At 63.1% G+C, this 25,078-nt stretch carries 23 protein-coding genes; 13 read left to right on the forward strand and 10 right to left on the reverse strand.

The features are described 5' to 3' along the window. The first annotated feature begins 9 nt into the window (after window positions 1–9). The 9 genes from thiC (at window position 10) to GM910_RS00930 (ending at window position 7,726) form a co-directional block, all read left to right on the forward strand. Window positions 10–1,872 (forward strand): phosphomethylpyrimidine synthase ThiC, encoded by a 1,863-nt coding sequence (gene thiC, locus GM910_RS00890; protein ID WP_159585591.1) that lies wholly within the window; start codon window positions 10–12, stop codon window positions 1,870–1,872. A 3-nt stretch (window positions 1,873–1,875) separates the two neighbouring features. Continuing rightward, entirely contained in the window at window positions 1,876–2,877 is a 1,002-nt protein-coding gene (thiO, locus tag GM910_RS00895) for a glycine oxidase ThiO (protein WP_159585592.1), read from the forward strand. Further along, window positions 2,846–3,043 (forward strand): sulfur carrier protein ThiS, encoded by a 198-nt coding sequence (gene thiS, locus GM910_RS00900; RefSeq protein WP_159585593.1) that lies wholly within the window; start codon window positions 2,846–2,848, stop codon window positions 3,041–3,043. Before thiO ends, thiS begins: the two co-directional genes overlap by 32 nt. Before the next feature lie 4 nt (window positions 3,044–3,047). Then, on the forward strand, window positions 3,048–3,821 hold the full coding sequence (locus tag GM910_RS00905; protein WP_159585594.1) for a thiazole synthase: 774 nt from the start codon (window positions 3,048–3,050) through the stop codon (window positions 3,819–3,821). Continuing rightward, window positions 3,818–4,423: a thiamine phosphate synthase gene (locus tag GM910_RS00910; RefSeq protein WP_159585595.1), complete on the forward strand. Its 606-nt coding sequence runs from the start codon at window positions 3,818–3,820 to the stop codon at window positions 4,421–4,423. The genes GM910_RS00905 and GM910_RS00910 overlap by 4 nt, the downstream gene beginning before the upstream one ends. Then, entirely contained in the window at window positions 4,414–5,178 is a 765-nt protein-coding gene (locus GM910_RS00915; RefSeq protein ID WP_159585596.1) for a hydroxymethylpyrimidine/phosphomethylpyrimidine kinase, read from the forward strand. The genes GM910_RS00910 and GM910_RS00915 overlap by 10 nt, the downstream gene beginning before the upstream one ends. 268 nt (window positions 5,179–5,446) lie before the next feature. Further along, window positions 5,447–6,214, forward strand: a complete 768-nt coding sequence (locus GM910_RS00920; protein ID WP_159585765.1) for an amino acid ABC transporter substrate-binding protein — start codon at window positions 5,447–5,449, stop codon at window positions 6,212–6,214. 76 nt (window positions 6,215–6,290) lie between these two features. Further along, the gene (locus tag GM910_RS00925) at window positions 6,291–6,971 is read left to right on the forward strand and encodes an amino acid ABC transporter permease (protein WP_159585597.1); all 681 of its coding nucleotides are present in this window, start codon (window positions 6,291–6,293) and stop codon (window positions 6,969–6,971) included. Next, entirely contained in the window at window positions 6,968–7,726 is a 759-nt protein-coding gene (locus GM910_RS00930) for an amino acid ABC transporter ATP-binding protein (RefSeq protein WP_159585598.1), read from the forward strand. The genes GM910_RS00925 and GM910_RS00930 overlap by 4 nt, the downstream gene beginning before the upstream one ends. Window positions 7,727–7,847: 121 nt before the next feature. Here GM910_RS00930 and GM910_RS00935 read toward each other — a convergent pair whose 3' ends face one another. After that, entirely contained in the window at window positions 7,848–9,905 is a 2,058-nt protein-coding gene (locus GM910_RS00935; RefSeq protein ID WP_246225796.1) for a mechanosensitive ion channel domain-containing protein, read from the reverse strand. A gap of 657 nt (window positions 9,906–10,562) precedes the next feature. Continuing rightward, on the reverse strand, window positions 10,563–11,633 hold the full coding sequence (locus tag GM910_RS00940) for an aldo/keto reductase (RefSeq protein WP_159585600.1): 1,071 nt from the start codon (window positions 11,631–11,633) through the stop codon (window positions 10,563–10,565). Window positions 11,634–11,728: 95 nt separating this feature from the next. On the opposite strand from GM910_RS00940, the gene GM910_RS00945 reads away from it, so the two are divergent. After that, complete coding sequence (locus GM910_RS00945; protein ID WP_159585601.1) at window positions 11,729–12,640, forward strand: LysR family transcriptional regulator; 912 nt, start codon at window positions 11,729–11,731, stop codon at window positions 12,638–12,640. Window positions 12,641–12,964: 324 nt separating this feature from the next. After that, window positions 12,965–13,213 carry a helix-turn-helix domain-containing protein gene (locus GM910_RS00950; protein ID WP_201285378.1) on the forward strand — a complete coding sequence of 83 codons (249 nt, stop codon included), beginning with the start codon at window positions 12,965–12,967 and terminating at the stop codon, window positions 13,211–13,213. Window positions 13,214–13,351: 138 nt separating this feature from the next. On the opposite strand, the gene GM910_RS00955 is transcribed toward GM910_RS00950, so the two are convergent. From GM910_RS00955 to GM910_RS00975, 5 genes are all read right to left on the reverse strand, one after another. Further along, window positions 13,352–14,326, reverse strand: coding sequence for an ABC transporter ATP-binding protein (locus tag GM910_RS00955; protein WP_159585602.1), 975 nt, complete (start codon window positions 14,324–14,326; stop codon window positions 13,352–13,354). Window positions 14,327–14,340: 14 nt separating this feature from the next. Continuing rightward, window positions 14,341–15,327: an ABC transporter ATP-binding protein gene (locus GM910_RS00960; protein ID WP_159585603.1), complete on the reverse strand. Its 987-nt coding sequence runs from the start codon at window positions 15,325–15,327 to the stop codon at window positions 14,341–14,343. Between the two features lie 2 nt (window positions 15,328–15,329). Next, window positions 15,330–16,283 (reverse strand): ABC transporter permease, encoded by a 954-nt coding sequence (locus GM910_RS00965; RefSeq protein ID WP_159585604.1) that lies wholly within the window; start codon window positions 16,281–16,283, stop codon window positions 15,330–15,332. Next, window positions 16,249–17,208, reverse strand: a complete 960-nt coding sequence (locus tag GM910_RS00970; protein WP_159585605.1) for an ABC transporter permease — start codon at window positions 17,206–17,208, stop codon at window positions 16,249–16,251. The genes GM910_RS00965 and GM910_RS00970 overlap by 35 nt, the downstream gene beginning before the upstream one ends. 68 nt (window positions 17,209–17,276) lie before the next feature. Further along, window positions 17,277–19,067 (reverse strand): peptide ABC transporter substrate-binding protein, encoded by a 1,791-nt coding sequence (locus GM910_RS00975; RefSeq protein WP_159585606.1) that lies wholly within the window; start codon window positions 19,065–19,067, stop codon window positions 17,277–17,279. 410 nt (window positions 19,068–19,477) lie between these two features. Here GM910_RS00975 and GM910_RS00980 point away from each other — a divergent pair, with 410 nt between their 5' ends. Beyond that, window positions 19,478–20,653: a M20 aminoacylase family protein gene (locus GM910_RS00980; protein WP_159585607.1), complete on the forward strand. Its 1,176-nt coding sequence runs from the start codon at window positions 19,478–19,480 to the stop codon at window positions 20,651–20,653. A 93-nt stretch (window positions 20,654–20,746) separates the two neighbouring features. Continuing rightward, window positions 20,747–21,376: a glutathione S-transferase family protein gene (locus GM910_RS00985; RefSeq protein ID WP_159585608.1), complete on the forward strand. Its 630-nt coding sequence runs from the start codon at window positions 20,747–20,749 to the stop codon at window positions 21,374–21,376. 100 nt (window positions 21,377–21,476) lie between these two features. On the opposite strand, the gene GM910_RS00990 is transcribed toward GM910_RS00985, so the two are convergent. The 3 genes from GM910_RS00990 to GM910_RS27705 form a co-directional block, all read right to left on the reverse strand. Then, on the reverse strand, window positions 21,477–23,441 hold the full coding sequence (locus tag GM910_RS00990) for a TRAP transporter permease (RefSeq protein ID WP_159585609.1): 1,965 nt from the start codon (window positions 23,439–23,441) through the stop codon (window positions 21,477–21,479). A 102-nt stretch (window positions 23,442–23,543) separates the two neighbouring features. Beyond that, window positions 23,544–24,488, reverse strand: a complete 945-nt coding sequence (locus GM910_RS00995) for a TAXI family TRAP transporter solute-binding subunit (protein WP_159585610.1) — start codon at window positions 24,486–24,488, stop codon at window positions 23,544–23,546. Window positions 24,489–24,556: 68 nt separating this feature from the next. Next, complete coding sequence (locus tag GM910_RS27705; protein WP_159585611.1) at window positions 24,557–24,892, reverse strand: Ldh family oxidoreductase; 336 nt, start codon at window positions 24,890–24,892, stop codon at window positions 24,557–24,559. Window positions 24,893–25,078: the final 186 nt, after the last annotated feature.

The following is a 25,078-nucleotide window of genomic DNA, read 5'->3' on the forward strand; positions in this document are numbered from 1 at the left end:
AGCCTCGTCATGGATGCCCGGAATACTCAGAAACCCGAAGTCACCACCGGTTCACTCCCCGCCTCGCGGAAAGTCTACAAGCCCGGCACGCGCTATCCCGACCTGCGCGTACCCTTGCGCGAGATCGCCGTGCATCCGACGGCCGGCGAGCCACCGGTCACGGTCTATGATCCCTCCGGTCCCTATACGGACACGGAGGCCGGGATCGATATCGGGGCGGGCCTGCCGCGGCTGCGTGAGGCGTGGATTACGGCGCGTGGCGATATCGAGCGCCGCGACGGCCGCGCCGTCAAACCGGAAGACAACGGCTTTGTCACCGGCGATCGGCTGACGCCGGAATTTTCCGTTCGCCACCGTCCCCTGCGCGCGAAGAGCGGAAAGGCAGTCACGCAGCTTGCCTATGCGCGGGCCGGCCTCGTGACGCCGGAGATGGAGTTCATCGCGATCCGTGAGAACCTGGGCCGCGAGAACCTGGGGCGCGAGCGGTTGAAACAACAGCGCGACGGCGAGAGCTTCGGCGCCGCCATTCCCGATTACGTGACGCCGGAATTCGTGCGCGACGAGGTGGCGCGCGGGCGTGCCATCATCCCCGCCAACATCAACCACCCCGAATGCGAGCCGATGATCATCGGCCGCAACTTCCTCACCAAGATCAATGCCAATATCGGCAATTCCGCCGTCACCTCTTCCATGGCCGAGGAGGTGGAGAAGATGGTGTGGGCGATCCGCTGGGGTGCGGACACGGTGATGGACCTCTCCACCGGCCGCAACATCCATAACATCCGCGAGTGGATCATCCGCAATTCCCCGGTGCCGATCGGCACGGTGCCGATCTACCAGGCGCTCGAGAAGGTGGGCGGCATCGCCGAGGACCTTAGCTGGGAGGTCTATCGGGATACGCTCGTCGAGCAGGCCGAGCAGGGCGTTGACTATTTCACCATCCATGCCGGGGTGCGGCTGCACTATATCCCGCTCACCGTCGACCGGGTGACCGGCATCGTCTCCCGAGGCGGCTCGATCATGGCCAAATGGTGCCTGCACCATCACCGCGAAAGCTTCCTCTACGAGCATTTCGAGGAGATCTGCGACATCTGCCGTGCCTACGACGTCTCCTTTTCGCTGGGCGACGGACTGCGCCCCGGCTCCATCGCCGACGCCAATGACGCGGCACAGTTCGCCGAGTTGGAGACGCTGGGAGAGCTCACGAAGATCGCCTGGGCCAAGGACTGCCAGGTGATGATCGAGGGGCCGGGCCATGTTCCCATGCACAAGATCAAGGAGAACATGGACAAGCAGCTCGCCGTCTGCGGCGAAGCGCCCTTCTATACGCTGGGGCCGCTCACCACCGACATCGCGCCCGGCTACGATCACATCACCTCCGGCATCGGCGCGGCCATGATCGGCTGGTTCGGCACGGCCATGCTCTGCTACGTGACGCCGAAGGAGCATCTGGGCCTGCCCGATCGCGACGACGTGAAGACGGGTGTCATCACCTACAAGATCGCCGCCCACGCCGCTGATCTCGCCAAGGGACATCCGACGGCACAGGTGCGCGACGACGCGCTGTCGCGCGCGCGCTTCGAATTCCGCTGGGAGGACCAGTTCAACCTCTCGCTCGACCCCGAGACGGCGCGCGCCATGCACGACGAGACGCTTCCGAAGGAGGCGCACAAGGTTGCCCATTTCTGCTCCATGTGCGGTCCGAAATTCTGCTCCATGCGTATCTCCCATGACATCCGCGCCGAGGCGCAGAAAGAAGGCATGGCGGCGATGGCGGAAAAGTACCGCGCCGGCGGCGACCTCTACATGCCTGTCGAGGAGATCGAGGCCACGACGGCGGATGCCGCCCCATTTTCCGGACGCGAGGGGTAGGCCGTGCGTGTCCTGGTGAAGGGAGCGGGGGTGGCAGGCCTTACCGTTGCCCATGAGCTTGCCCGGCGCAAAGCTGCCGTCACCGTCACCGAGATCCGCGCCGGCATCGGCGGTAATGCCTCGTGGCTTGCAGGCGGCATGCTCGCCCCATGGTGCGAACGCGAGAGCGCCGAGGAGGCGGTGGTCACGCTCGGGCGCGACGCCGCCGACTGGTGGAGCGCGGCCCTGCCCGGCCATGTAAAGCGGGCGGGAACGCTCGTCGTGGCGCATCCCCGCGAGGCCTCGGAGCTGAAGCGCTTCTCGCAGCGGACGGAGAACCACCGCTGGCTGGCGGAAGACGCGATCGCCGAACTCGAGCCCGACCTTGCCGACCGCTTCCGACAAGGTCTCTTCTTTGCCGAGGAAGCGCATCTCGATCCTCGGCGGGCGATGGAGGCGCTCGTCGAAAAGCTCTCCGCGATGGGCGTCACCTTCCTCTTCGGCGTCGGGCAGCCTGCCCTTTCCGGCTTCGACCGCGTGATCGACTGCACCGGAATAGCGGCCCAGGACCTCGACCTGCGCGGCGTGCGCGGCGAAATGCTGGTTCTGCGCACATGCGACGTCGGTCTTGCGCGGCCGGTGCGGCTCCTCCACCCGCGCCATCCGATCTATGTCGTTCCGCGCGCCGATCACCACTTCATGGTCGGGGCGACCATGATCGAAAGCGACAATGACGGCCCGATCACCGCCCGCTCGGCCATGGAGTTTCTCAACGCGGCCTACGCGCTCCACCCCGCCTTCGGCGAGGCCGAGATCACCGAGACGGGCGCGGCACTGCGGCCGGCCTATCGCGATAATCTCCCGCGCGTCCGCCTCCGCGAGGGGACCGTCACCGTCAACGGTTTCCACCGGCACGGCTTCCTGCTCGCCCCGGCAATGGCAAAGCAGGCGGCCGAACTTGTCTTCGCATCCGCAAGCAACACGGAGTCCGAACATGAAGCTGATCGTCAACGGCGAAGCGCTTGAGGCCTCGGCGGCGACACTCGCCGAGCTTCTCGCCGAACTCGACTACGAGGGAGCCTGGCTCGCTACGGCCGTCAACGGCGAACTCGTGCAGGCGGGAGAGCGGCAGGTTTGCCGGCTGCGCGACGAGGACCGCATCGAGATCCTCTCGCCGATGCAGGGGGGATGACCCGATGCTGACATGCTACGGTGTGGAGCTCGCCTCGCGCCTCTTCCTCGGTACCGCGCAATATCCCTCGCCTGCCATCCTCGCCGAGGCCGTGCGGGCCTCGGGCACGGAGGTCGTCACCGTATCGCTGCGCCGCGAGGCGGCGGGCGGCGTCTCGGGCGGGCGCTTCTGGGAGTTGATCCGCGCGTTCGGCGTGCGCGTCCTGCCCAACACGGCCGGCTGCCATTCGGTCAAGGAAGCGGTCACCACGGCCCGGATGGCGCGGGAGGTCTTCGCCACGGACTGGATCAAGCTGGAGGTGATCGGCAACCACGACACCCTGCAGCCGGACGTCTTCGGGCTCGTCGAAGCCGCGCGCATCCTCTCCGGGGAGGGCTTCTGCGTCTTCCCCTACACGACCGACGATCTCGTGGTCGCCGAGCGGCTGATGGAGGCCGGCTGCAGGGTGCTGATGCCGTGGTGTGCGCCCATCGGCTCTGCGGCAGGACCGCTCAACGTCCGGGCGCTCGGGTCGCTGCGCGCGCATTTTCCCGACACGCCCCTTATCGTCGATGCCGGCCTTGGCCGCCCCTCCCACGCTGCCGCCGTCATGGAGCTCGGTTTCGACGCCGTGCTTCTCAACACGGCGGTCGCCAAGGCCGGTGACCCCGCGGCCATGGCGCGCGCCTTCGCCTGCGCCGTGGAGGCCGGCTTCGATGCCTTCCACGCCGGCATCGTCGAGCCCAGGGAGACGGCCGTACCGTCGACGCCGGTCATCGGCCAGGCGGTGTTCTCGTGAAACTCGATGCATTCTACCTCATCGCCGACAGCGCCGCCTGGGTGGAACGGCTCGTGCCGCTCGGGGTGAAGCTCCTGCAGTTGCGCATCAAGGACATGGAGGAGTACCGGCTGCGTAAGGAAATACGCACCGCAAAGGCAATCTGCGCTGCCCATGGCTGCACACTTGTGATCAACGACCACTGGCAGCTGGCCATCGAGGAGGGTTGCGATTGGATCCATCTCGGCCAGGAAGACCTTGCTACCGCCGACAGGGCGGCGATCCGTGCGGCAGGCCTCAGGCTCGGGCTCAGCACCCATGACGAAGCGGAGCTTGCCACCGCGCTCGCCGCTTCGCCCGACTATGTCGCGCTCGGGCCCATCTATCCGACCATCCTGAAGAAGATGAAATGGGCGCCGCAGGGCCTCGACCGCATCACCGAGTGGAAACGCCGCGTCGCGCCGCTGCCGCTTGTCGCCATCGGCGGCCTGACGCCGGAACGCCTTCCGGGGGTCTTCGAGAAAGGTGCGGATACGGCTGCCGTCGTCACCGACATATTGCTGCACTCCGATCCGGAGGCGCGGACCCGCGCGTGGATCGATGCGACCGCGCCATGGCGATGACGGCTCCGCGTGTCCTGGTGGTCGCCGGCTCCGATTCATCGGGCGGCGCCGGTCTGTCGCGCGACATCGAGGCAATCGCCGCTTTCGGCCTGCACACCGCCCTTGCCGTGACCGCGGTCACGGTGCAGACGCATCGGCAGGTTCTAGCCGTGGAAGCCATGCCGCCTGCCCTCGTCGCCGATCAGATGCGTGCCGCGCTGGGGGCCAACCCGGTCGGCGCGATCAAGATCGGCATGCTCGCCAGGAAAGGCACCATCGAGGCGGTGGCATCGGTCCTGCGCGCATATCCCCATGTGCCGGCGGTTCTCGACCCCGTGCTCGCAGCATCCTCCGGCGGAGCACTGCTGGAGCCGGATGCGGTCGCCGCGCTGACGCACGACCTGATGCCGCTTTGCCGACTGACCACTCCAAATCTTCAGGAGCTGGCCCTGCTTGCCGGCTCTCTATCGGTTCGGGGTGAAGAGGAGGTGCTATGCCAGGGCAGGAATCTGCTCGACGCTGGCGCGCCGGCGGTGCTGATCAAGGGCGGACATGGGTCGGGGAAGTGGTCGAGCGATATCCTTCTGCGGCCGGATAGCGAACCGGTTCGGTTCGAGGCGCTTCGCCTGAACCGCAGACTGCGGGGAACGGGTTGTATGCTTGCAAGCGCAATCGCGGCGCTTCTGGCGCTTGATGCAACGCTGGAAGAAAGCGTGCGGAGGGCCAAGCAATTTGTCCACGATCATATTGGCCGAGCCGAGGAGACCGCCGGCTGAAGCAGGCCTTCGCGCGCAGGCGATCGTCCAGGAAAATCAGGGTGCGTATAGAACCTTTGACGCTCACTCATTCGCATCGATCCGACAACCGCATTGAGACGTCCGCGGGTTAGGGAGAAATTCGTTCTCCTGTACGCGGTTTAAGCAACATGCAATTGTCCGTGGAGAGCCCTTCGCAGGTTCCGGAGCCTTGCCCAAACGCCCGTTAGCCTTAGATTTCCGGACCATTCGGCGCTTGCCGCCAACACATGCAACGGGAATGACGACAATGAATTGGCTGAAGACCCTCCTCGCCGCCTTTGCCCTGCAAGCGGCGGCCCTCTCATTCGCCCATGCGGAGCTTGCAGATGTGAAGGCCGCGGGCGTGCTGCGGATCGGAACAGAAGGAACCTACGCGCCCTTCACCTTCCACGACGGTTCCGGCGACCTGGTCGGCTTCGACGTCGAACTCGGACGGGAGGTAGCCAAGCGCCTTGGGGTGGAGGCTGAGTTTCTCGAGGGCCGCTGGGACGGTCTCATCGCAGGGCTCGATGCGAACCGCTACGACGCCGTCATCAACCAGGTCGGCATCACCGAGGAGCGCAAGGCGAAGTACGATTTCTCCGATCCCTACATCGCCTCCAAGGCGGCGCTCATCGTGCGTGAGGACAATGACGAGATCGGCAGCTTCGCGGACCTGAACGGCAAGAAGTCCGCCCAGTCGCTGACAAGCAACTATGCGAAGATGGCCGAGCAGGCGGGCGCCGAACTGGTTGCCACCGAAGGCTTCGATCAGGCGGTCCAGCTTGTCGTCAACCGCCGGGCGGATGCGACGATCAACGACAGCCTGTCCTTCTACGACTTCAAGAAGCAGCAGCCGAACGCACCGGTGGAGATCGCCGCGACCGAGGACGAGGCGAGCTACTCGGGCATCATCGTCAGGAAGGGCCAGCCGGAACTCGTTGCCGCAATCAACAATGCGCTCGAGGAGATCAAGGCCGATGGCACGTACCAAAGGCTTTCCGAGAAGTATTTCGGCGTGGACGTTTCCGAATAGGCGGATAGTCTCGACACGAGCGAGCGGGGCGGATTTTCAAGGTCCGCGCCCCGCTTGCCTTTTGAAGGAGGTTCCCGTGCCGCATTGGCTCGACCTGATGCTGTCCTCGCTTGGCCCGCTGCTTCTGGCCGGCTTGCGCTTCACCGTGCCGTTGACGCTGCTGTCGTTCGCTCTCGGCCTGATGCTCGGGCTGGTCGTGGCAGTGGTGCGGCTGTTCGCGCCGGCACCCTTTGCCGCGGCTGTGCGCTTTTACGTCTGGATCTTCCGCGGGACACCGCTTCTGGTGCAGCTCTTCCTCATCTTCTATGGGTTGCCCAGCGCCGGCATCGTGCTTGATGCCTTTCCGGCAGCGCTCATCGGATTTACGCTGAACATTGGCGCTTATACGTCGGAGACGATCCGCGCGACCATCTCCTCCGTGCCGAAAGGTCAGTGGGAGGCAGCGTACTCGATCGGCATGAGTTGGAGCCAGGTGATGCGCCGCACGATCCTGCCGCAAGCCGCGCGCGTGGCCGTGCCGCCACTGTCGAACACCTTCATTTCGCTGGTGAAGGACACCTCGCTGGCAGCCGCCATTACTGTACCGGAGCTGTTCCAGGCCGCGCAGCGCATCGTGGCGACGACGTACGAACCGCTGATCCTCTATATCGAGGCGGCACTGATCTATCTCCTGTTGAGTTCGGTGCTGTCGCAGCTCCAGGTGCGTCTGGAACAGCGTCTCGGCCGCTATGGTGGTTTTCTGGAGGCGCGGGCATGATCGAGCTCACCGATATCGAAAAGCGCTTCGGCGACAATCTCGTTCTGAAGGGCGTCAGCCTGCGGATTCCCGAAGGCTCCGTCACCGCCCTGATCGGCCCCTCGGGCGGCGGGAAAAGCACGCTGCTTCGCTGCATCAACCTTCTCGAGATTCCGACCTCCGGAAAAGTTCGCGTCGGCGAGGAGGCGCTTGAATTCCACCCCGGCATGAAGCTTGGCTGGAAGGATATAAGACGGCTGCGCAGCCAGACCGGTATGGTCTTCCAGAATTTCCAACTGTTCCCGCATCGCACCGCGATCGAGAACGTGATGGAAGGGCTGGTCACCGTGCTCAAATGGCCGAAGGCGAAGGCGCGGGAGCGCGGCATGGCACTGCTTGAGAAGGTCGGCCTCGCTCAGAAGGCCGACGCATGGCCGGCGACGCTCTCGGGCGGCCAGCAGCAGCGCGTCGCGATCGCCCGTGCGCTCGCCCTTTCGCCGCGGGTGCTTTTGTGCGACGAGCCGACCTCGGCGCTCGATCCGGAACTTGCCGGCGAGGTCGTGGAGGTCCTGACCCAGCTTGCGCGCGAGGGAACGACCATGGTGATCGCCACCCATGACCTGCGTCTTGCCTCGCGCATTGCCCAGCAGGCCGCCTTCCTCGATGCCGGCTCCATTGTCGAGATCGGTTCCGCGCAGCACATCTTCGCCAATCCCGAACGCGAGCGTACCAAACGCTTCGTGGCGACGTTGCTGCAAGATGCGAACGGGCAGTAGCTAACAGTCGGCGCTCGGCTTGCCGGCGCTGCGTCGCGCCCAATTCCAAGTCTCTGATCCCCGCCCGAACCGCGATGGAGTTGATGCGGACGTCAGGCAATGCCACCTGACAGCAAAAGCCTTAGACTTCTTCGAGCGACCCCTGGCTTTCGTCGGCAGGTCCGTCTTGGGCGACCCTGGATTTGCGTTGGCGCTTATGCGCCGGCCCGTCGGCGTTACGCTTGCGGCTTTTCTCTCCGGTGCGCGATGCGCCCACCACTGGTGTCGCCTGTGCCGGAGGCGAGGTCTTGCCCTCCGGCAGGTGGAGCGTGACCTGCGGAAAGGGTATCTCGATGCCGCGCTCGTCGAACACCTCCTTGAGGATTTCATTATAGGCGCGCCCCAGCGTCCACTGCTGGCCGGCCGTTGTCTTGATACGGGCACGAACGACCACGGCGGAATCGGCGAACTCGGTCACTCCGTGCATTTCCAGATCGTCGATGATATGCTCGCCGAACTCCGTCTCCTTCAGCCGCTCGAAGGCGTCCCGCATCGCCTGCTTCACATTGGAAATATTTGCTCCGTAGCTCACGCCGATGGCGGCCACGTGATAACTGAAGTTTCTCATGAAGTTGGCCACGGATTCGACGGATGAGAATGGGATCAGGTGATAGGCGCCGTCGACCGTACGCAGCGATACCGACCGGATCGTCAGCCGCTCGACAACCCCGGTGATTCCCCCCACGGTGACCATGTCGCCTTCATTCATCGCGTTCTCGAATTGGATGAAGGCGCCGTTGATGACGTCCTGCACCAGCTTCTGCGAGCCGAAGCCCACCGCCAGGCCAATGATGCCGGCGCCGGCAAGCAGCGGTCCGACGTTGACGCCGAGCTGGGTCAGCACCAAGAGCAGGATGACGATGCTGAATACGATCGTGAATGCGTTGCGGAACAACCCCAGAAGGGTCCGCTCGCGCGGGCTCGGCATGCGGCCGTAGGTTGGGTTTAGCCGGTATTCCACCCAGGACTGGACGGCAAGATGCACAAGGCCACCGGCTAAGAGGATAAGGAACGCGGCGATCACCGAAGTCACAACCCTCTGGCCGAACTCGCTTGACAGCCAGCCGATGAAGTCGGCCAGCCGCCAGATCTGTGCGATAGCGAGCACGACGGTGACCATGACGAGGCCACGGATGACCCGCAGGACGTTCGGTACAAACGCGTTGAGCCGCTGCTCAAGCAGCGGCAGCCGCGCCTTGATGTCGGCCGGCAGATGCATGCCGCCAGTGGCGACCCGCACCACGACCACGCTTAGCGCAACACCGATGGCCATCGCGACAAGCGATTGAACGGTTGCCAGCAGAACGAACGGGAGGGCCGCCTCCCGGTTGGCAAGCCACAGCACGAAGATGAGCGTGAGATAGCCGATCGCCACGATGTGCCAGAAAGTGGCGACGCCGGACAGGATCCGCACGAGAGGTTCCGCCTCCCCGCGCTCGGCATAACGGCCCAGCCGGGCGCGCACGGCGTCGCGGTTCTGCAGGATGATGACCCATGCCATTGCAAGGGCACAGAACAGCACGAAAACACGGACCGCCTCGGCCGCGCTGCTTGACACGTTCGTTGCAAGAAGCGGCGCGACGAAAAGGAAAGTATAGCCGATAGCGCTGACGAGGCGGCTCAGCCAGAAGTACCAGTAGGCTGCCGTTGTATCGTCGATGCGCCCGAGGCGCAGCGCCGGCCACCGCGGCGCGAGCAGGATGCGAGCGGCCACCTTGGCAAGCTCTATGAACAGGAAGGCGTTGAGAAAAAGCGTCCGGCTGTTCCCCGCCTGGATGCCAGTATAGAAGGCCGGCAGGTATCCCATCACCCAAGCGCCGAGGACGGTGAGAAGGTCCGCCCCCGCGGACAATCCAATGATCCCGGTGTGCCGGATAATGCCCGCGCCTTCCGCTGCGCCAGCAAGCACACGTTGAAAGCGCCTGAAGGCAAGCCGCAGCATGAAATAGGCGGCAAAAGTGATCGTAACGACCAGAAGGACGCTACGCACCGAATTCCAGAGGCCGCTCACGCTGATGGTGGCGGCACCCGAAACGACCGCACCCAGGTGATCTGCGAGCCGGATGATGGTGCCGATTAGCTCCGCACTGCCTTCCACCGCGCTGCCGGTATAGGCGGTGATCCGGTCCAGGATGGTCATTTCGGGCGCAGTCTGCGGCGATGACTCATCCCCTTGCGCCTCCGGGATTCCGGCACGCATCCTTTCGATCAACTGCCCGCGGGCTTCATCGTTCTCAAGGACCCGGATAAGCGCTTCGACATCAGCACCCACTTGAGTGGTCTGAGCGGCGCTCTGTCCATTAGCCGGCTGTGCCACAGCCGGGGTCGAGGCGACCAGTAGCAAGAGAAGGGCGAGCAGCCGCATATTTTTACCTCTGGGCAGAGTTTGGGGGGACCAGATTGGTACAGTACGACGCTGAATTATTTCTGATCACTCTGAGTCGAGATGTGTGTCTTTTTTCTTAACCGATGTTAAGACACCTTTCTTAACCGAAGTTAAGACACCGCGCTCTGATACATTGAGGTCTACGCGAACGGAGCGGCCGACCTGAACGATCTCGGCCTGCCGGAGAATCCGGCGTTCATCGAGCTGTTGCCGGTCCTTTTTTCAGCAGGAGTGTGGTTTTTTTTGGCTTTTGTTCTTCAGTTCATGGTTTCGCGTATTTCCCGCGAGCGATTTCTCCATCCTTACGCGACCGAAGCGGGTTCCGTTCGGAAACCGGAGCGCTATGGTTAACTCCAAGACGCTCCGCGCTCCCTGGCCGAGGAGATGCGAACCAAAAGCCCTGGGGAGGCCTTATCGCGCCGCGATCTTCACGTCGCCGAACGTGACGTTTCGTGTCATCGGCCGGGCCAGAAACTCATGCGGGAAGCCAAGGTCGATCGCGCTTACCTCATCCAGACGGGCTCGCTGATCGTCGGTCAAGGTCACGTCAAGGGCGCCAAGGTTGTTCTCGAGCTGCGCCAAGGTCCGCACGCCCATGATCGGAGACGCGACCGACGGATTTAAAAGCGTCCAGGCGAGCGCCACCTGTGACGGAGATTTGCCGGCTTCGATGGCGACCGCCTTGACCACGTCCGCGATTGCCAGGCCCCGCTCGCTGAGCGCGCCATTGGCGGCGGCAACGTTCTTGCGCGTGCCGACGGCGGAAGCACTGCCGGTGCCGATTTCGAGGTCAGCTTTGCTGTATTTGCCGGTCAAAACACCGCTGGCAAGCGGCGACCACGGGATCACGCCAAGCCCCATCTCGCGCGCCATGGGGATAAGATCACGCTCCACGGTTCGCCCGATGAGGCTATATTCGATCTGCAGGGCGACGAGCGGGGCCCAGCCGCGCAGGTCGGCGATCGCCTGCATGCGCGAAACCTGCCAGGCCGGTGTGTCGGATATACCGACATAGACAACCTTGCCCGCGCTGACGAGATCGTCCATGGCGCGCAAAATCTCTTCCACCGGCGTCGTGAAGTCCCACACGTGAAGGTAGAGAAGGTCGATATAATCGGTCTTCAGCCGTTCCAGGCTCGCCTCGACGGAACGCACCATGCTCTTGCGGTGGTTGCCGCCGGAATTGGGGTCGCCCGGCCGGGAGGACAGGGTATATTTGGTGGCGATCACCAGGCTGTCGCGTTTTTCCCTCGCGAATTCGCCGATGAAGCGTTCCGACGTGCCGTTCGTGTACTGGTTGGCGGTATCGATGAAATTGCCGCCACGGTCGACATAGGTGTCGAAGATGCGACGCGCTTCGTGCTCGTCGGCACCCCAGCCCCAGTCGGTTCCGAAGGTCATCGTACCGAGTGCAAGGGGGGAAATCCGCAGGCCGGAGCGGCCGAGAAGGCGGTAGGTGTCCAAGGAAGGGGATGTGCTCATGGTCATCTCCGGTTAATGAGGCCGGCAAGATGCCACATCGCATTCATTTGATAATGTGCTATGATTTTCGTTGGCTATGAAGAAACGGATATAGAATGCGTGGCGGCGACTATGCCGAGCTGAGAGCCTTCGCCGCGGTGGTCGAGCATGGCAGTTTCGCTCGCGCAGCCGCCCATCTTGGCATGTCGCCTTCAGCCTTGAGCCAGGTCATTCGGCGCCTGGAAGAGCGGCTCGGAGTGAGGCTGCTCAACCGGACGACCCGCAGCGTCGCGCCGAGCGAGGCCGGGGAGCGCTTTCTCGGCCGCCTCCTTCCCGTGTTCGCTGATCTCGACGCAGCCGTTGCGGATGTTCGCAGCCTGCGCGATACGCCTTCGGGTCTGCTGCGGATCAACACAACCCGCATCGCCGCGATGCATTATCTCGCACCGATGATCGGGCCGTTCCTGAACAATTATCCCGAGATAACGCTCGACATCGTCGTCGACGACAAGCTGGTCGACATCGTGGCAAGCCGTTTCGACGCCGGTATCCGGCTCGGTGAGAAGGTGGAAAAGGATATGATCGCCGTCAGGATCAGCGGCGAACTCCGACAGGTGGCGGTGGCAGCACCTTCCTATCTCGATCGTTTCGGCATGCCTGCAACGCCCCACGATCTGCGGCGCCATCGGTGCATCAACTTCCGCTGGCCGACCGACTTCAGTCTCTATCGCTGGGAGTTCGAGCGCGACGGTGAAGAACTCGAGGTGGCTGTAGAGGGGCCCCTAATCGTGAATGAGCCGGAGATGGTGACGGCCGCCGTCCTCGATGGCGCCGGCATCGCCTATCTCTTCACGCATCAGATCGAATCCCTGGTCGCAGCCGGAAGGCTGGTGCAGCTTCTGGAGGAGTGGTCGCCGGCCTTTCCGGGCTTCTATCTGTACCATCCAAGTCGCCGGCAGATGGCTCCGCCGCTGCGCGCTTTTCTGGATTTTGTTCGAAGGAAGTCCGCAGCCGCGCGCTGGTCATGAAAAACGGCAGGCGCCCGTCAAATGCGGTCGAGCATGCCGTTGATCGCTTCCAAGCAGCGCGCGTCCATTTTCCGATAAGCACCGGTTGGGTCAGGCTCCACTTGATCAGCCGGTGATCAATAGCCATATTCGACAAGACCGCTCCTTTCATCGCGGGCGGCAGTCTTTTGGTTGAGGTCCTTTCGGGCCGTTTGTCATCCGACATTTACATTGGCCAAGTCCGCGTACGCTTGTGACCAGGCCGCGCTTGAACGACAGATCACGCTGGTTGGTGCGGTGGGGGCTTTCCGCCACTGACTTCTGCTTCGGTTTTTCGGAGGGACTATGAACGATATTGCCAAAATCCAACTCCCCGAGGCCGTTCTCGAGGCCATGTCTGGAGGGACGCACATCGTCCGCGCCTACCGTGAATTCCTTGGGTACTCGGTCGAGGAGCTGGCGGTGGCTTGTGGGCTCTCTATCGAAGAAATCGAAAACATCGAGGCCGGCCGCAGGTACGACAAAGGCTACCGTGAAAGAATTGCCAGATCCCTATCACTGCCTGAGGACACGTTTTCGGTGGAAGTGCCCTGAGGGGAATTCAGGATCAACTGAAGAGCGAGGCCCGCTGATTGCAGGCACAGCATTCGCCGTTGCGCACGGAGTTCAGCGGCTGCAACGTGAGACCCGTTCATCGTTTCATGGAATCGAGGAACCGGTCCAACCCGTTGCTTATCCCCGCAGATGGCAAGCCACCCAATGGCCGTCGGCAGCGCGTTTCAGCTGTGGCTTTTCCGTACTGCAGAGCGGCAGCTGGCGTATCGGGCAGCGCGCATGGAAATGGCAACCGGTCGGCGGATTGATCGGGTTTGGCACCTCGCCTTCCAGGCGGATGCGTTGGCGTTTGGCCCGCGGTGCCGGCACTGGCACCGCCGACAGCAGAGCTTCCGTATAGGGATGAAGCGGCCGCGTATAGAGGTCGCGGGAAGAGGCGATTTCCACCAGCCGGCCAAGGTACATGACGGCGACCCGCGTGCAGATGTGCTCGACGACCGATAGGTCATGGGCAATAAACAGGTAGGTCAGGCCGAACTCTTTCTGCAAGTCCTCGAGCAGGTTGATGACCTGCGCCTGGATCGACACGTCAAGTGCTGAGACCGGCTCATCGCAAACGATCAGTTTCGGCGAGACTGCCAGTGCACGAGCGATACCGATCCGCTGGCGCTGACCGCCCGAAAATTCATGCGGATAGCGCCGCATGTGGTCAGCACCCAGACCGACGGTTTCCAGAAGCTCGACAACGCGCTCCTCGATGGCGCGGCGGCTTTTGGCGAGTCCATGAATGATCAGGGCTTCGCCGACGATGGCGCCGACTGTCATACGCGGGTTCAACGACGCGTACGGATCCTGAAAGATGATCTGCATGTCGCGACGGAGTGCACCGAGTTCTTTTGCGTCAAGCTTGACGATGTCCCTGCCCTCAAACCAGATTTCGCCGGCGGTCGGCTCGATCAGCCGGAGGATACAACGCCCCGTCGTCGATTTGCCGCTCCCGGACTCGCCGACGAGCCCCAGCGTCTCGCCGGCGCTGAGATCGAAGCTGACCTGGTCCACGGCGTGCACCTCGTCGACGATACGCCCCAGAATGCCGCCCTTCAGCGCAAAGTTCTTCACCAGATCGTTCACGCGCAGGAGCGGCTGTGTCATCGGAACCCTCTCGGTCAGTAAAGGATGCAGGCAACCTTGTGCCCAGGCTCGACCTCGCGCAGGTCCGGCGCCGCCTGGGTGCAGGCGGCTGTCGCGAATTTGCAGCGTGCCGCAAACCGGCAGCCAGGCGGTGGATCGAGAAGGCTTGGCACCGTTCCGCTAATGGCTTCGAGACGTGCCCGCTGGTCCGCCGCCCGGTCAACCCTCGGAATGGAGCGGATCAGGCCTTGCGTGTACGGATGCAGCGGCCGGTCGAACAGCTCTTCGACGGAGGCTTCTTCCACCACGCGGCCGGCATACATGACGACCACGCGCTGGGCGGTCTCGGCCACAACGCCCATATCGTGGGTGATCAGCATGATCGCCATCCCGAACCGCTCCTTCATCTCGCCCAGAAGGTCGAGAATCTGCGCCTGGATGGTCACGTCGAGCGCCGTGGTCGGTTCATCGGCAATCAGGAGCTTTGGATTGCAGGAGAGCGCCATGGCGATCATCACCCGCTGGCGCATGCCGCCGGAGAACTGATGCGGATAGTCGTGGACCCTGCGCTCCGGCGTCGGAATCTGAACGAGCCGCAACATCTCGACCGCCCTGTCCAAGGCTTCGCGGCGGCTCGCATGCTCGTGCTCCCGGACCACCTCGGCGATCTGCTCCCCGACCGTATAGACCGGATTGAGCGACGTCATCGGCTCCTGGAAAATGATCGCGATCTCCTTGCTGCGGATCTTGCGCATCTCTTCCAGGTCGAGCGGCACCAGGTCGCGACCCTGCCACAATATGCGGCCGTCGTTGATCTTGCCGGGCGGCATCTGGATGAGCTTCAGGACCGTATGCGCGGTCACCGACTTGCCGCATCCGGATTCGCCGACGACGCCCAGGACCTCGCCGCGGCCGATCGCAAGGTCGACACCATCGACCGCGCGCACAGTGCCATCGTCGGTTTTGAAATACGTCTTGAGACCACTGATCTCGAGAAGCGGCTCCGCCGTGCGCGCATCCATGATCACATCACCCTGCGCGGGTCGAGCGCATCACGAAGCCCGTCGCCGATATAGTTGATGGAGAGTACGGCGAGGAAGATCGCGCCGCCGGCGAACAACGCCCAGTGCGGCGCAACGTCCAGATAATCCTTGGCATCATAAAGGATGCGCCCCCATGTCGGGATGTCGGGCGGGAAGCCCAGACCGAGAAAAGACAGCGTCGATTCCGCGATGATGGCCGCCGCGACATCAATTGTGCCGGCAACGATCACTGGACCGAGTGCATTCGGCAGGATGTGGCGCACGACCTGGCGCAAGGTCGAAGCGCCGAGGGCACGCGCCGCCTCGACGAAATCCCTTTCCCGCAGCGAGAAGAACTGCGCGCGCACCAGCCGGGCGACAGGCATCCAGCGGAAGCCGCCGATCACCACGACGATCAGCACGAATGTGCCCATCTCGGGTCCCGCCACCTCCTTCAGGCTGTCGCGGAAGAGGTAGATGATCAGAAGCAGAAGTGGAAGCTGCGGCAGGGAAAGAAACAAGTCCGTCAGCCACATCAGACCTGCATCAACCCTGCCGCGTGAAACCCCGGCAACCGCGCCGACGAGGGTGCCGACCACGACCGCCATTGTCATCGCAGCCAGGCCGACCGCGAGCGAAATCCGCCCGCCGTACATCATCCGCGCAAGCAGGTCCTGCCCGAGATCGTCGGTGCCGAGCGGATGCGCCCAGCTGGGGCTCTCGAGCATAGCCGCGAAGTCTATTTCATTGATCGGCACACGCCAGATCAGGGGCCCGAATACCACCGCCACGATCATCGTCATCAGGATCCCGGCGCTCAGCACGGCGAGGCGGTGGCGACGGAAGCGCCGCCAAGCTTCCCTGCCGGGTGTCACATGCCGTCGCGGCGCCGCAACGGCGATGGGAACGCCGGTGGCAGGTTCAACGATAGGAGATGCGCGGGTCGAGCCAGCCATAGAGGATATCCGCAATCAGGTTGAACAGGATGACCAAGCAGGCAAAGACGAATGTAACCGCCATGATCACCGGTGTGTCGTTGGCCAGGATTGAGCTGATCAGCAGCGAGCCGATCCCGGGAATCCGGAAGATCTGCTCGGTGACGATGGCGCCGCCGAAGACGATCGGCATCTGCAGGGCGACCAGCGTAACCACCGGGATCAGCGCGTTGCGCACGATGTGCTTCATGATCACAACACGTTCCGCGAGGCCCTTGGCTCGCGCGGTGGTGACGTAGTCGAGGCGAACCACATCCAAAACGGCGGACCTCACGAAGCGCGTCCAGGAGGCACCCTGGAACAGCCCGAGGACGGCGACAGGCATTATCGCTTGCTTGATGTGCCCCCAGACAAAGGCGAACCCGGTGGCATCGATCTCCGACCGGTACACGAATGGCAGCCAGTCGAGGGTGACGCTGAAGATCAGGATGAACACGATGCCGGTGAAGAAGGTCGGCAACGAAAAGCCGACGAAGGCGAGGGTGTTGGCAACCTGGTCGAAGAGCGAGTACGGACGGGTCGCCGCGTAGGTGCCGACCGGCAGCGCAATCAGCAGAGCCAGGACTTGCGAGGCGCCGATCACGATCAAGGTCGTCGGCAGGCGCTGCAGGATCAAGACGTCGACGTCGACGCGGCTGACGAACGAAAAGCCCCAGTCACCCTGGGACATCGCCATCAGCCAGCGCAGGTAACGGACATAAACAGGATCGTTCAGGCCGAACTTCTCGCGCAGCGCGGCACGCACTTCCGGAGGAACTGCAGGATTTGTGGCGAGCTCACCGAACGGGTCGCCGGGAGCAAGCGCCAATATGGTGAACAGTATAATGCTGATCCCGAGCAGGCTCGGCACCGCAATGAGTAATCGTCTGAGGAGATACTGGCTCATGGACAACACCTTACCCGAAAGCTTGGAGACCGGCCCGCAGGCCGGCCTTCGTTGCGTTCCGGGCGCGGCTAGGCGTCGCGATACCAGTCCTTCAAATGCGCGGTGTAGTTGTCCCAGCCGCTGAGTGGAGCGTGAAGCTTGTTGGAGAGCGCCGCCACGCGGGGACGCGAGACCACGGGAATGACCGCCACCTCCTCGATCACCATCTCGTTCATTCGGATGAACAGTGCCGCGCGCTTCACCGGGTCGAGCTCGGCCTCCGCCTCCCGGTACAGCTTGTCGTATTCTGGGTTCGTCCAGCGGGTGATGTTGCGTCCCTGCCATTTATTGGCCTTGGTCGCGACCTCCCACGAGAGGAACTGATTCATGAACACGCCAGGATCCGGCTGGGTCTGCGTCGTGGTGTACATCTGGATATCGCAGTAGAACTTCGTGTACGTGTCCGGATTGGCCTCGTCCGAAGAGAAGAACACCGACGCCGTGATCGATTTCAGCTCGACCTCGATCCCGGCCTTCTGGCAGGCTTGCTTGACGATCGCCTGGGTCTTCTGGCGCGGCGCGTTGATCGAGGTCTGGTAAACAAACTTCAGCTTCACGCCATCCTTTTCGCGGATGCCGTCTGCACCGGGCGTCCAGCCGCCCTCCTCCAGGATCGCGACTGCCTTTTCGACGTCGAACTCATAGGAGGTCTTGGTCGACCGGAACTGTTCCGGATTGTTCAGGAAGTTGGCTGTGGCAGGCCCGCCGCGGCCGTAGATATGCTGCTCCACGGACCCCCGGTCGACCAGGAGGTTGAGCGCCTTGCGGACGGCGGGGTCGGTGAGGAACGGATGCTTCGTCTTGAGGCTCGACCTCTCGCCATCGACCTCCGTCCACGGATCGGTGTTGTTGATCTGGATATGCTCGATGTCGCCGCCATCCATGATCTCGATGTGGCCCTTGCCGGCCTCTTCAAGGCGCTTCAGGAGCTCATCCTCGACCTGCATGTTCCAGGCAAGGTCATACTCCCCGGTCTGGAGCACCGCACGCGCCGCGGATACGGCATCGCCGCCGCCCTTCATCTCGATCGAATCGAAATACGGTCTGTTCTCTTCGTGGTAGTTCGGGTTGAGCTTTCCGGTTACGAGGTCGCCCGGATTGAACTGCTCGAAGAGGTATGGCCCCGTCCCAACGGGAGCAAGATTCGCCGGCGCATCACGCGACGCCGCGCCCTTGAAATCCTGGAACAGGTGCTTCGGGATCAACATGCCGCGCGTGCCGACGAAGGGATCGGCCCAGAACGGGGTCGGTTCCTCGAATTCCACCCTCACGGTGTGGTCATCCACCTTGACGACATTCATGCCCTGATAGCTGCCGATGGTGACGGCCGCTGTGTCGGGGTCGGTGGCGTATTCCCAGTTGAACACGCAATCGTCGGCCGTGAACGGCTCGCCGTCATGCCACGTCACGCCCTGTTTGAGCTTCCAGGTGACGGACATACCGTCCTCCGCGAGCCCGCCATTCTCCAGGCTCGGGATTTCGGCGGCGAGGATCGGGACCAGATTCCCGTCCGCATCCCACGCAGCCAGCGGTTCATAGAAAAGCCGTGAGCCGTCCTGGTCCTTGGTCCCAACCGCGAAATGCGGATTGAGCAATGTCGGGCCCTGCCACCAAAGCAGCCGAAGCGGTCCGCCGCCGCCGCGCTGGGTCGGCTTATACTCTGGAAACGGGGCGGCCATCGCAATGCCGGAGTGCGACAACATCTGCGCCGCGAGCGGTGCGGTGAGACCGACCGCGACCATTCCCCTTACAAACGCGCGACGGGAAAGCTTCCCGATCCGTACGTCCTCGATCAGTCCACGCAACTCTCGTTCGTTCATTGGAACTCCCCTCTTGCAATAGCCCCGCCTAGATTTTTAGTTGAGCACCACGTTAGGCTACATGCGAAGAGCAAAACGCTATCATGATTTGTATGGATGAACACCCCTTTGTTGGCGGCGTGATTCTTCTGCCCATCGCCGAAAGTCGCGGGGTGCGGTAACGCTGCCTCTAAAACAGGCTGGGGTGTGCCGTAATTTTCGGCAAATGCGTGCAATTGAGGCAAAGCGACGGCTCATCTCGCACTATATTTCTAGGATACTATTGCCGGCAGCAGAAAGACCTATTACGCCTTCTCTAAACACGGCTATCATCCCATGCAACGCAAGCCGATACCGGCTGGCGACACGTATTCCCGGCGGCCCCTCGTGCCTCCCTCTGGGCCGCTTCAGCAAGGAACGGAGCAACGCCTGTGCCCATCCACAACCGCATCGCTGATTTCCATGACGAGCTCACCACGTGGCGGCGCGACATCCACGCGCATCCCGAACTTCGCTACGAAGAGCATCGGACGGCGGAACTGGTGGCGAACAGGCTCGAATCCTGGGGTGTCGAGGTGCATCGCGGCATAGCCGAGACAGGCGTGGTTGGCGTACTCAACGGCCGGGGGACGAGCAGCCGGGCGATCGGACTGCGCGCCGACATGGACGCCTTGCCGATCCTCGAACAGACCGGCTTGGCCTACCAGTCGACGGTGGAAGGCAAGATGCATGCGTGCGGTCACGACGGCCATACGGTGATGCTGCTCGGTGCTGCGCGCTACCTCGCCGAAACACGCAACTTCGACGGGACCGTGTATTTCATCTTCCAGCCGGCCGAAGAGGGTGGCGCCGGCGCCAAGATGATGATCGACGAAGGACTGTTCGACCGCTTTCCGTGCGATACGGTGTGGGGCATGCACAATGCGCCGCATCTGCCGGCCGGCACCATTGCGACGCGACCGGGCCCGACGCTCGCAGCGGCCGACAAGGCGTTCATCACCATCCGCGGTCGCGGCGCCCATGCCGCCCGGCCGCATGACGGCGTCGACCCGATCGCCGTCGGCCTGCAGCTTTATCAAGGCCTGCAGCTGATCGTTGCACGCAATGTCGATCCGCTGCACTCGGCCGTGGTCAGTGTTTGCGAGTTCCATGCCGGAACCGCCTTGAACGTCATCCCGGAGACGGCGAGCCTGACAATATCGATCCGTACCTTCGATGCCGCGGTGCGCAAGCTCGTGGAGCGGCGGGTAAGAGCGCTGTGCGACGGGGTGGCGGCAGCGCATGGCTGCACGATCGAGCTCGACTACCAGGAAGGCTATCCGGCGCTGGTCAATGGCGAGCAGGAAACCGAGTTCGCCTCGAAAGTGGCGGAAGAAGTGGTGGGCGCCGCAGCGATCGACCGCAACGGCTCATCGAGCATGGGCAGCGAGGACTTCGCCTTCATGCTCAATGAGCGCCCGGGTGCCTTTATCTGGATCGGCGGCGGCGTGGAAGGCAAGGACTTCGGCCTGCACCACCCAAGCTACGATTTCAACGACGAGATTTTGCCGATCGGGGCAAGCTATTGGGCCCGGCTGGTGGAGACCAGCTTACCCCGAAAGGGCTGAGGCGGACGCTTGGTGCCTAAAGTGATATGAGGGAAGGGTCGGCCGGTCCCCGGCCGACCCTCCCAGTCTACGGCAGCAAGGGTCTGATGCTCAATGATCGATCTCTACACTTGGACGACACCGAACGGCCGCAAGGTCTCCATCGCACTTGAGGAGATGGGCCTCGATTACGCGGTTCATCCGGTCGATATAGGCGACCGCCAGCAGTTCGAGCCCGACTTCCTCAAGATCTCACCCAACAACAAAATCCCCGCCATCGTCGACCGTGACAACGGTCTCAGCCTGATGGAATCGGGCGCGATCCTCATCTACCTTGCCGAAAAGACCGGTCTGCTGATGCCGCGCGAGGGGGTGGGCAGGCTCAGGACGATCGAGTGGCTGATGTGGCAGATGGGTGGATTCGGGCCGATGCTCGGCCAAGCCCATCAGTATCTGAAGTTCAACCGGGGCAAGGCGCCCTTTGCGGAGGAGCGATATGCCAAGGAGGCACGCCGGCTATACGGCGTGCTCGATCGGCAACTTGGCAGGGAAGGGTTTGTCGCCGGCGACTATTCGATTGCCGACATCGCCATCTGGCCCTGGGTGTCCCGCTACGAATGGCAGGATATCGCGCTTGACGAATTCCCAGAGGTGAAGCGCTGGTATGTCGAGATCGCCGCTCGCGAGCCCGTGGTGAAAGGCTACCACGTTCCCAAGTTCACGCAGGACATCCCGATGCCTTGAACGGTCCTTGCGCAGCCAGCGCGAGGCGTTTTTTCCGCAAGCCCATTTTACTCAGGTTTGCCGGCCGGCGGCGCAAAGGCATATGCGCCGGCGCGACGCGTCATGAATCCGGCAGTTTCCGTGATGGATGCGCGGCCGGAGCCTGGAAGATGTCCGTCGGGTCGATCGGGGCGGCAATCGGAGCATCGACTGGTCCGAGATGCGGCTTGCCGCCCGCGGGCTTCAGGCGCACCGCTGCCGGCCAGCGCAGATTGATCAATAGTGCAGCGGCGCCCAGGGCCAGGCCCGAAAGGTCGGTCCAGACTCCGGGCTTGATCAGCGTGAATGCGGCGGCGATGAACAGGACCCGCGTCAACACGTTTGCCGGCTTCACGAAAAAGCCGCTCAATCCACCGGCGAGCAATGCGACGCCCGCGGTCGCAGTGACCGCCGTCAGGGCAATCACGTGCCAGTCGCCGATGAGAAGCAGCGACGGTCCAAACACGAACATGAAGGGAATGATGTACCCGGTCAGTCCAAGCTTCACCGCCGCCCAGCTCGTCGCCCAGACGGCCGAGCGGCTGATGCCGCACGCTGCATAGACCGCGATCGCCACTGGTGGGGTGATTGCGGACAGGATCGCGAAATAGAAGACGAACATGTGGGCCGCCTCGACAGGGATGCCCAGGCGCACGAGCGCGGGCACCAGCAGCGCAACCTGGACGATGTATGCGGGGGTCGTGGGCATGCCCATGCCGAGGATGATCCCCGCCACCATCGTCAGGATGAGCGCCGGCAACAGCAGGTCCTGGGCCGTTGCCCGCACGATGCCGGTGAAGGTGAGGCCGAGGCCGGTCTGGGCAATGACGCCGATGACGATACCGGCGGAGGCGCACGAGAGGGCGACGATGACCGAATTGATGGCACCTGATTCAAGCCCGTCGATGACCCTGGCGATGGTGAGTTCGCCGCGTGTCGTGCTGCGCAAGAGCACCACCGGCACGATCGAGAAGATCCCCATGAGTGCGGAGTACGGCGCCGAGAACCCGGACATCAGCGTGCCGATGATGATCGCCAGCGGCAGGAAAAGGTGGCCGCGCTCCCTGAGCACCTGGCCAACGCGCGGCAGGTCGGCCTTGGGCAACCCCTGCAGCCCCTGCTTGCGGGCCTCGAAATGCACCGCAAGGAAGACGGCGAGATAATAAAGAAGCGCCGGCAACAGCGCGAAAGCGGCCACGTTCAGATAGCTCGTTCCCAAAAACTCGGCCATCACGAAGGCGGCGGCGCCCATGATCGGCGGCATGATCTGGCCGCCCGTGGAGGCGACTGCCTCGACCGCTCCGGCAAAGGGAGCGGGGTAGCCGATCCTCTTCATCAGAGGGATCGTGAACGTTCCGGTCGTCATCACATTGGCGACAGCCGAGCCTGACACGGATCCGAACAAGCCCGAGGTAACCACCGCGACCTTGGCTGGCCCACCGGCCCGGTGCCCCGTCAAGGCCAGCGCGAAATCCATGAAGAGCTTGCCGATACCCAGCCGCTCGGCCAGGGCGCCGAAGATGACGAACAGCACGACATAGGTCGCCGAGACCTGCGCGGGAATGCCGAACAGCGCATCGGTTGTCATGTACTGGTATTCGAGGAGACGGACGACGCGGGTGTTGGTGAAGAAGATCTGGTAGCCAAGGAAAGCGAGCGCCGTAAGCGGCAGGATCGGCCCGATCGCGCGGCGGGTGGCCTCCAGCACGACGATGATCATCAGCACGGCGAAGGCCTGATCGGTGGTCGAGACCGGCCCGACATAGGCCATGCGGGTGTTGAAGTAGGTCTGTTCGATAATCGGATAGGCCGAGGCGGCCACCGAGACGACGAGAAACAGCCAGTCCAGGAGGCCTGGCCCCTTGCCCTGACGGGAACGCAGGACCGGCAGCGAGAGGTAGGCGAGGACCAAGGCGAAGCCGAAATGGGTCGCGCGCAGGGTGAACGCGTTTGGGGGGCCGAAATATGCCACGTAGAGGTGGAAAAGGCTCATGGTCACGGCCACGACCGTGATCATCCGCTTCAACCAGAATTCGTAGCGAATCATCGCGTGCTCCGATGGGCTAGGCGATCATGCCGGCAGGTGGCAATGAGGCAAGCAAGGAAGGGTTGGGGGAAGCCGCAGCGGGCTGCCCCCTGACACGCGTTTCTACTGCGCGACTCCGTTAGCCGCGTAGAACGCCTTGGCACCTTCGTGCATGGGCACGCCCACATCCTGCGCCATCGTTTCGAGAGACATATCCTTCACGGCCGAGGCGATGGTGGCGAGGTCGGAGCGATTCTCCCACATCTGGGTGAGCAAGCCCTCGACGATCTGCACCTCGAGGTCGCAGCGTGCGATGACGTGGGTTGCGTAACCGACCGTAACGACGTCCTCGTCCTGCTTCGGATACGTCCCGGCCGGAATGGTGATCGAGGTGTAGCCGGGATTGATCTCCGATCTCATCTTGTCGATGAACTCCTGCTCGAGAGGCACCAGCTTGATGGCGGTGCTGTTCGCCAGGTCCATGATGGCGGAGGACGGGATGGTCGTACCGAGCGCGAAGACCTCGGAATTGTTGTCTTGCATCAGGGCAACACCATCCGAGTACGACACGAAGTCAACGGCTTTCAGATCCTCATAGGAGATGCCAGCCGTCTGCAGCACCGCCCGCGTCACCTGCTCTGCGGTGTTGCCGACGGGCTGGGTGTTCAGCCGCTTGCCGGCGAAATCCTTGACCGACGCGATGCCGCTATCCGCTGTTACGACCATCTGGAAATACTGCGGATAAAGGGTGGCCAGATTGCAGACATTGTCGGCTTTGCCCTCGAAGGGCTCGCGCCCCTCGATGGCATCCACCGTGGAAATGGAATTGGCAAATCCCAGATCGGCATCGCCGTTCTGCACGCCCTGTACATTCGCGACGCCGCCGCCCGGCAGAACCTGTATCGAGACGCCGAGCGCGTCGGACGCCATGCCCTGAATGGCGCCGCCCAGGGGATACCAAGCGCCGCCTTGCGGGCCGGTCATCATACGCAGTTGCTGCGCTTGTGCCGGCACGGATACCGCCGCTCCGGCTGCGACCAGCGCGAGTGTCAGGATGGTCTTTCGCATTCCTCATTCCTCCCTTGTCAAATCAGTCTTGCATCAAACCCTCATTTACGTCGGTGCGCGCTCCTCCCTTAGTAGAAATGCCGCATTCGCCCGCTCGGCGATGCCGCCGGGTCATGCACGAGGCTTATGTTCGGGGTCGCCGTCGCACCACCGTCCTCAATCTGCTGTCGATAGAGCGGGAGCAGAGCCATCCCATGGGAGTCGATGCCCGTCAGGTCGGCAGCAACAAGCACATCTGTAGTGATTTGCGCATGAGCATCGCTCATGCACCAGGCGCGCAGGATCTCCAACATCTGGCGCCGCCAAAGCGCGGCTGCGACGTGGGGGCCGAGTTCGGGTCGCATGCCGTTTCCTCGGGCGGGTTCTGGCGCGGCTTCATGCCGTTCGGCCGACCGCTCGATCATCAGCGCATCATGAAGGCGCACAAGTTGTCAAGCGCGCTGCCGCGGTTTACAGGCGGCGCGCGTTCTGCCAGTCTCGGTCCCTGTGGCAAAAATCTCAGCCAGCCATGATCTGGATCAGATAAGCTAGGTGCGCTGCGCACGACACCAGTCGCTGTTGCCGGAACCCCTTCCCGTTAAAATGCATTG

It is taken from the genome of Chelativorans xinjiangensis (genome assembly GCF_009812055.1).
GTDB lineage: Bacteria > Pseudomonadota > Alphaproteobacteria > Rhizobiales > Rhizobiaceae > Chelativorans > Chelativorans xinjiangense.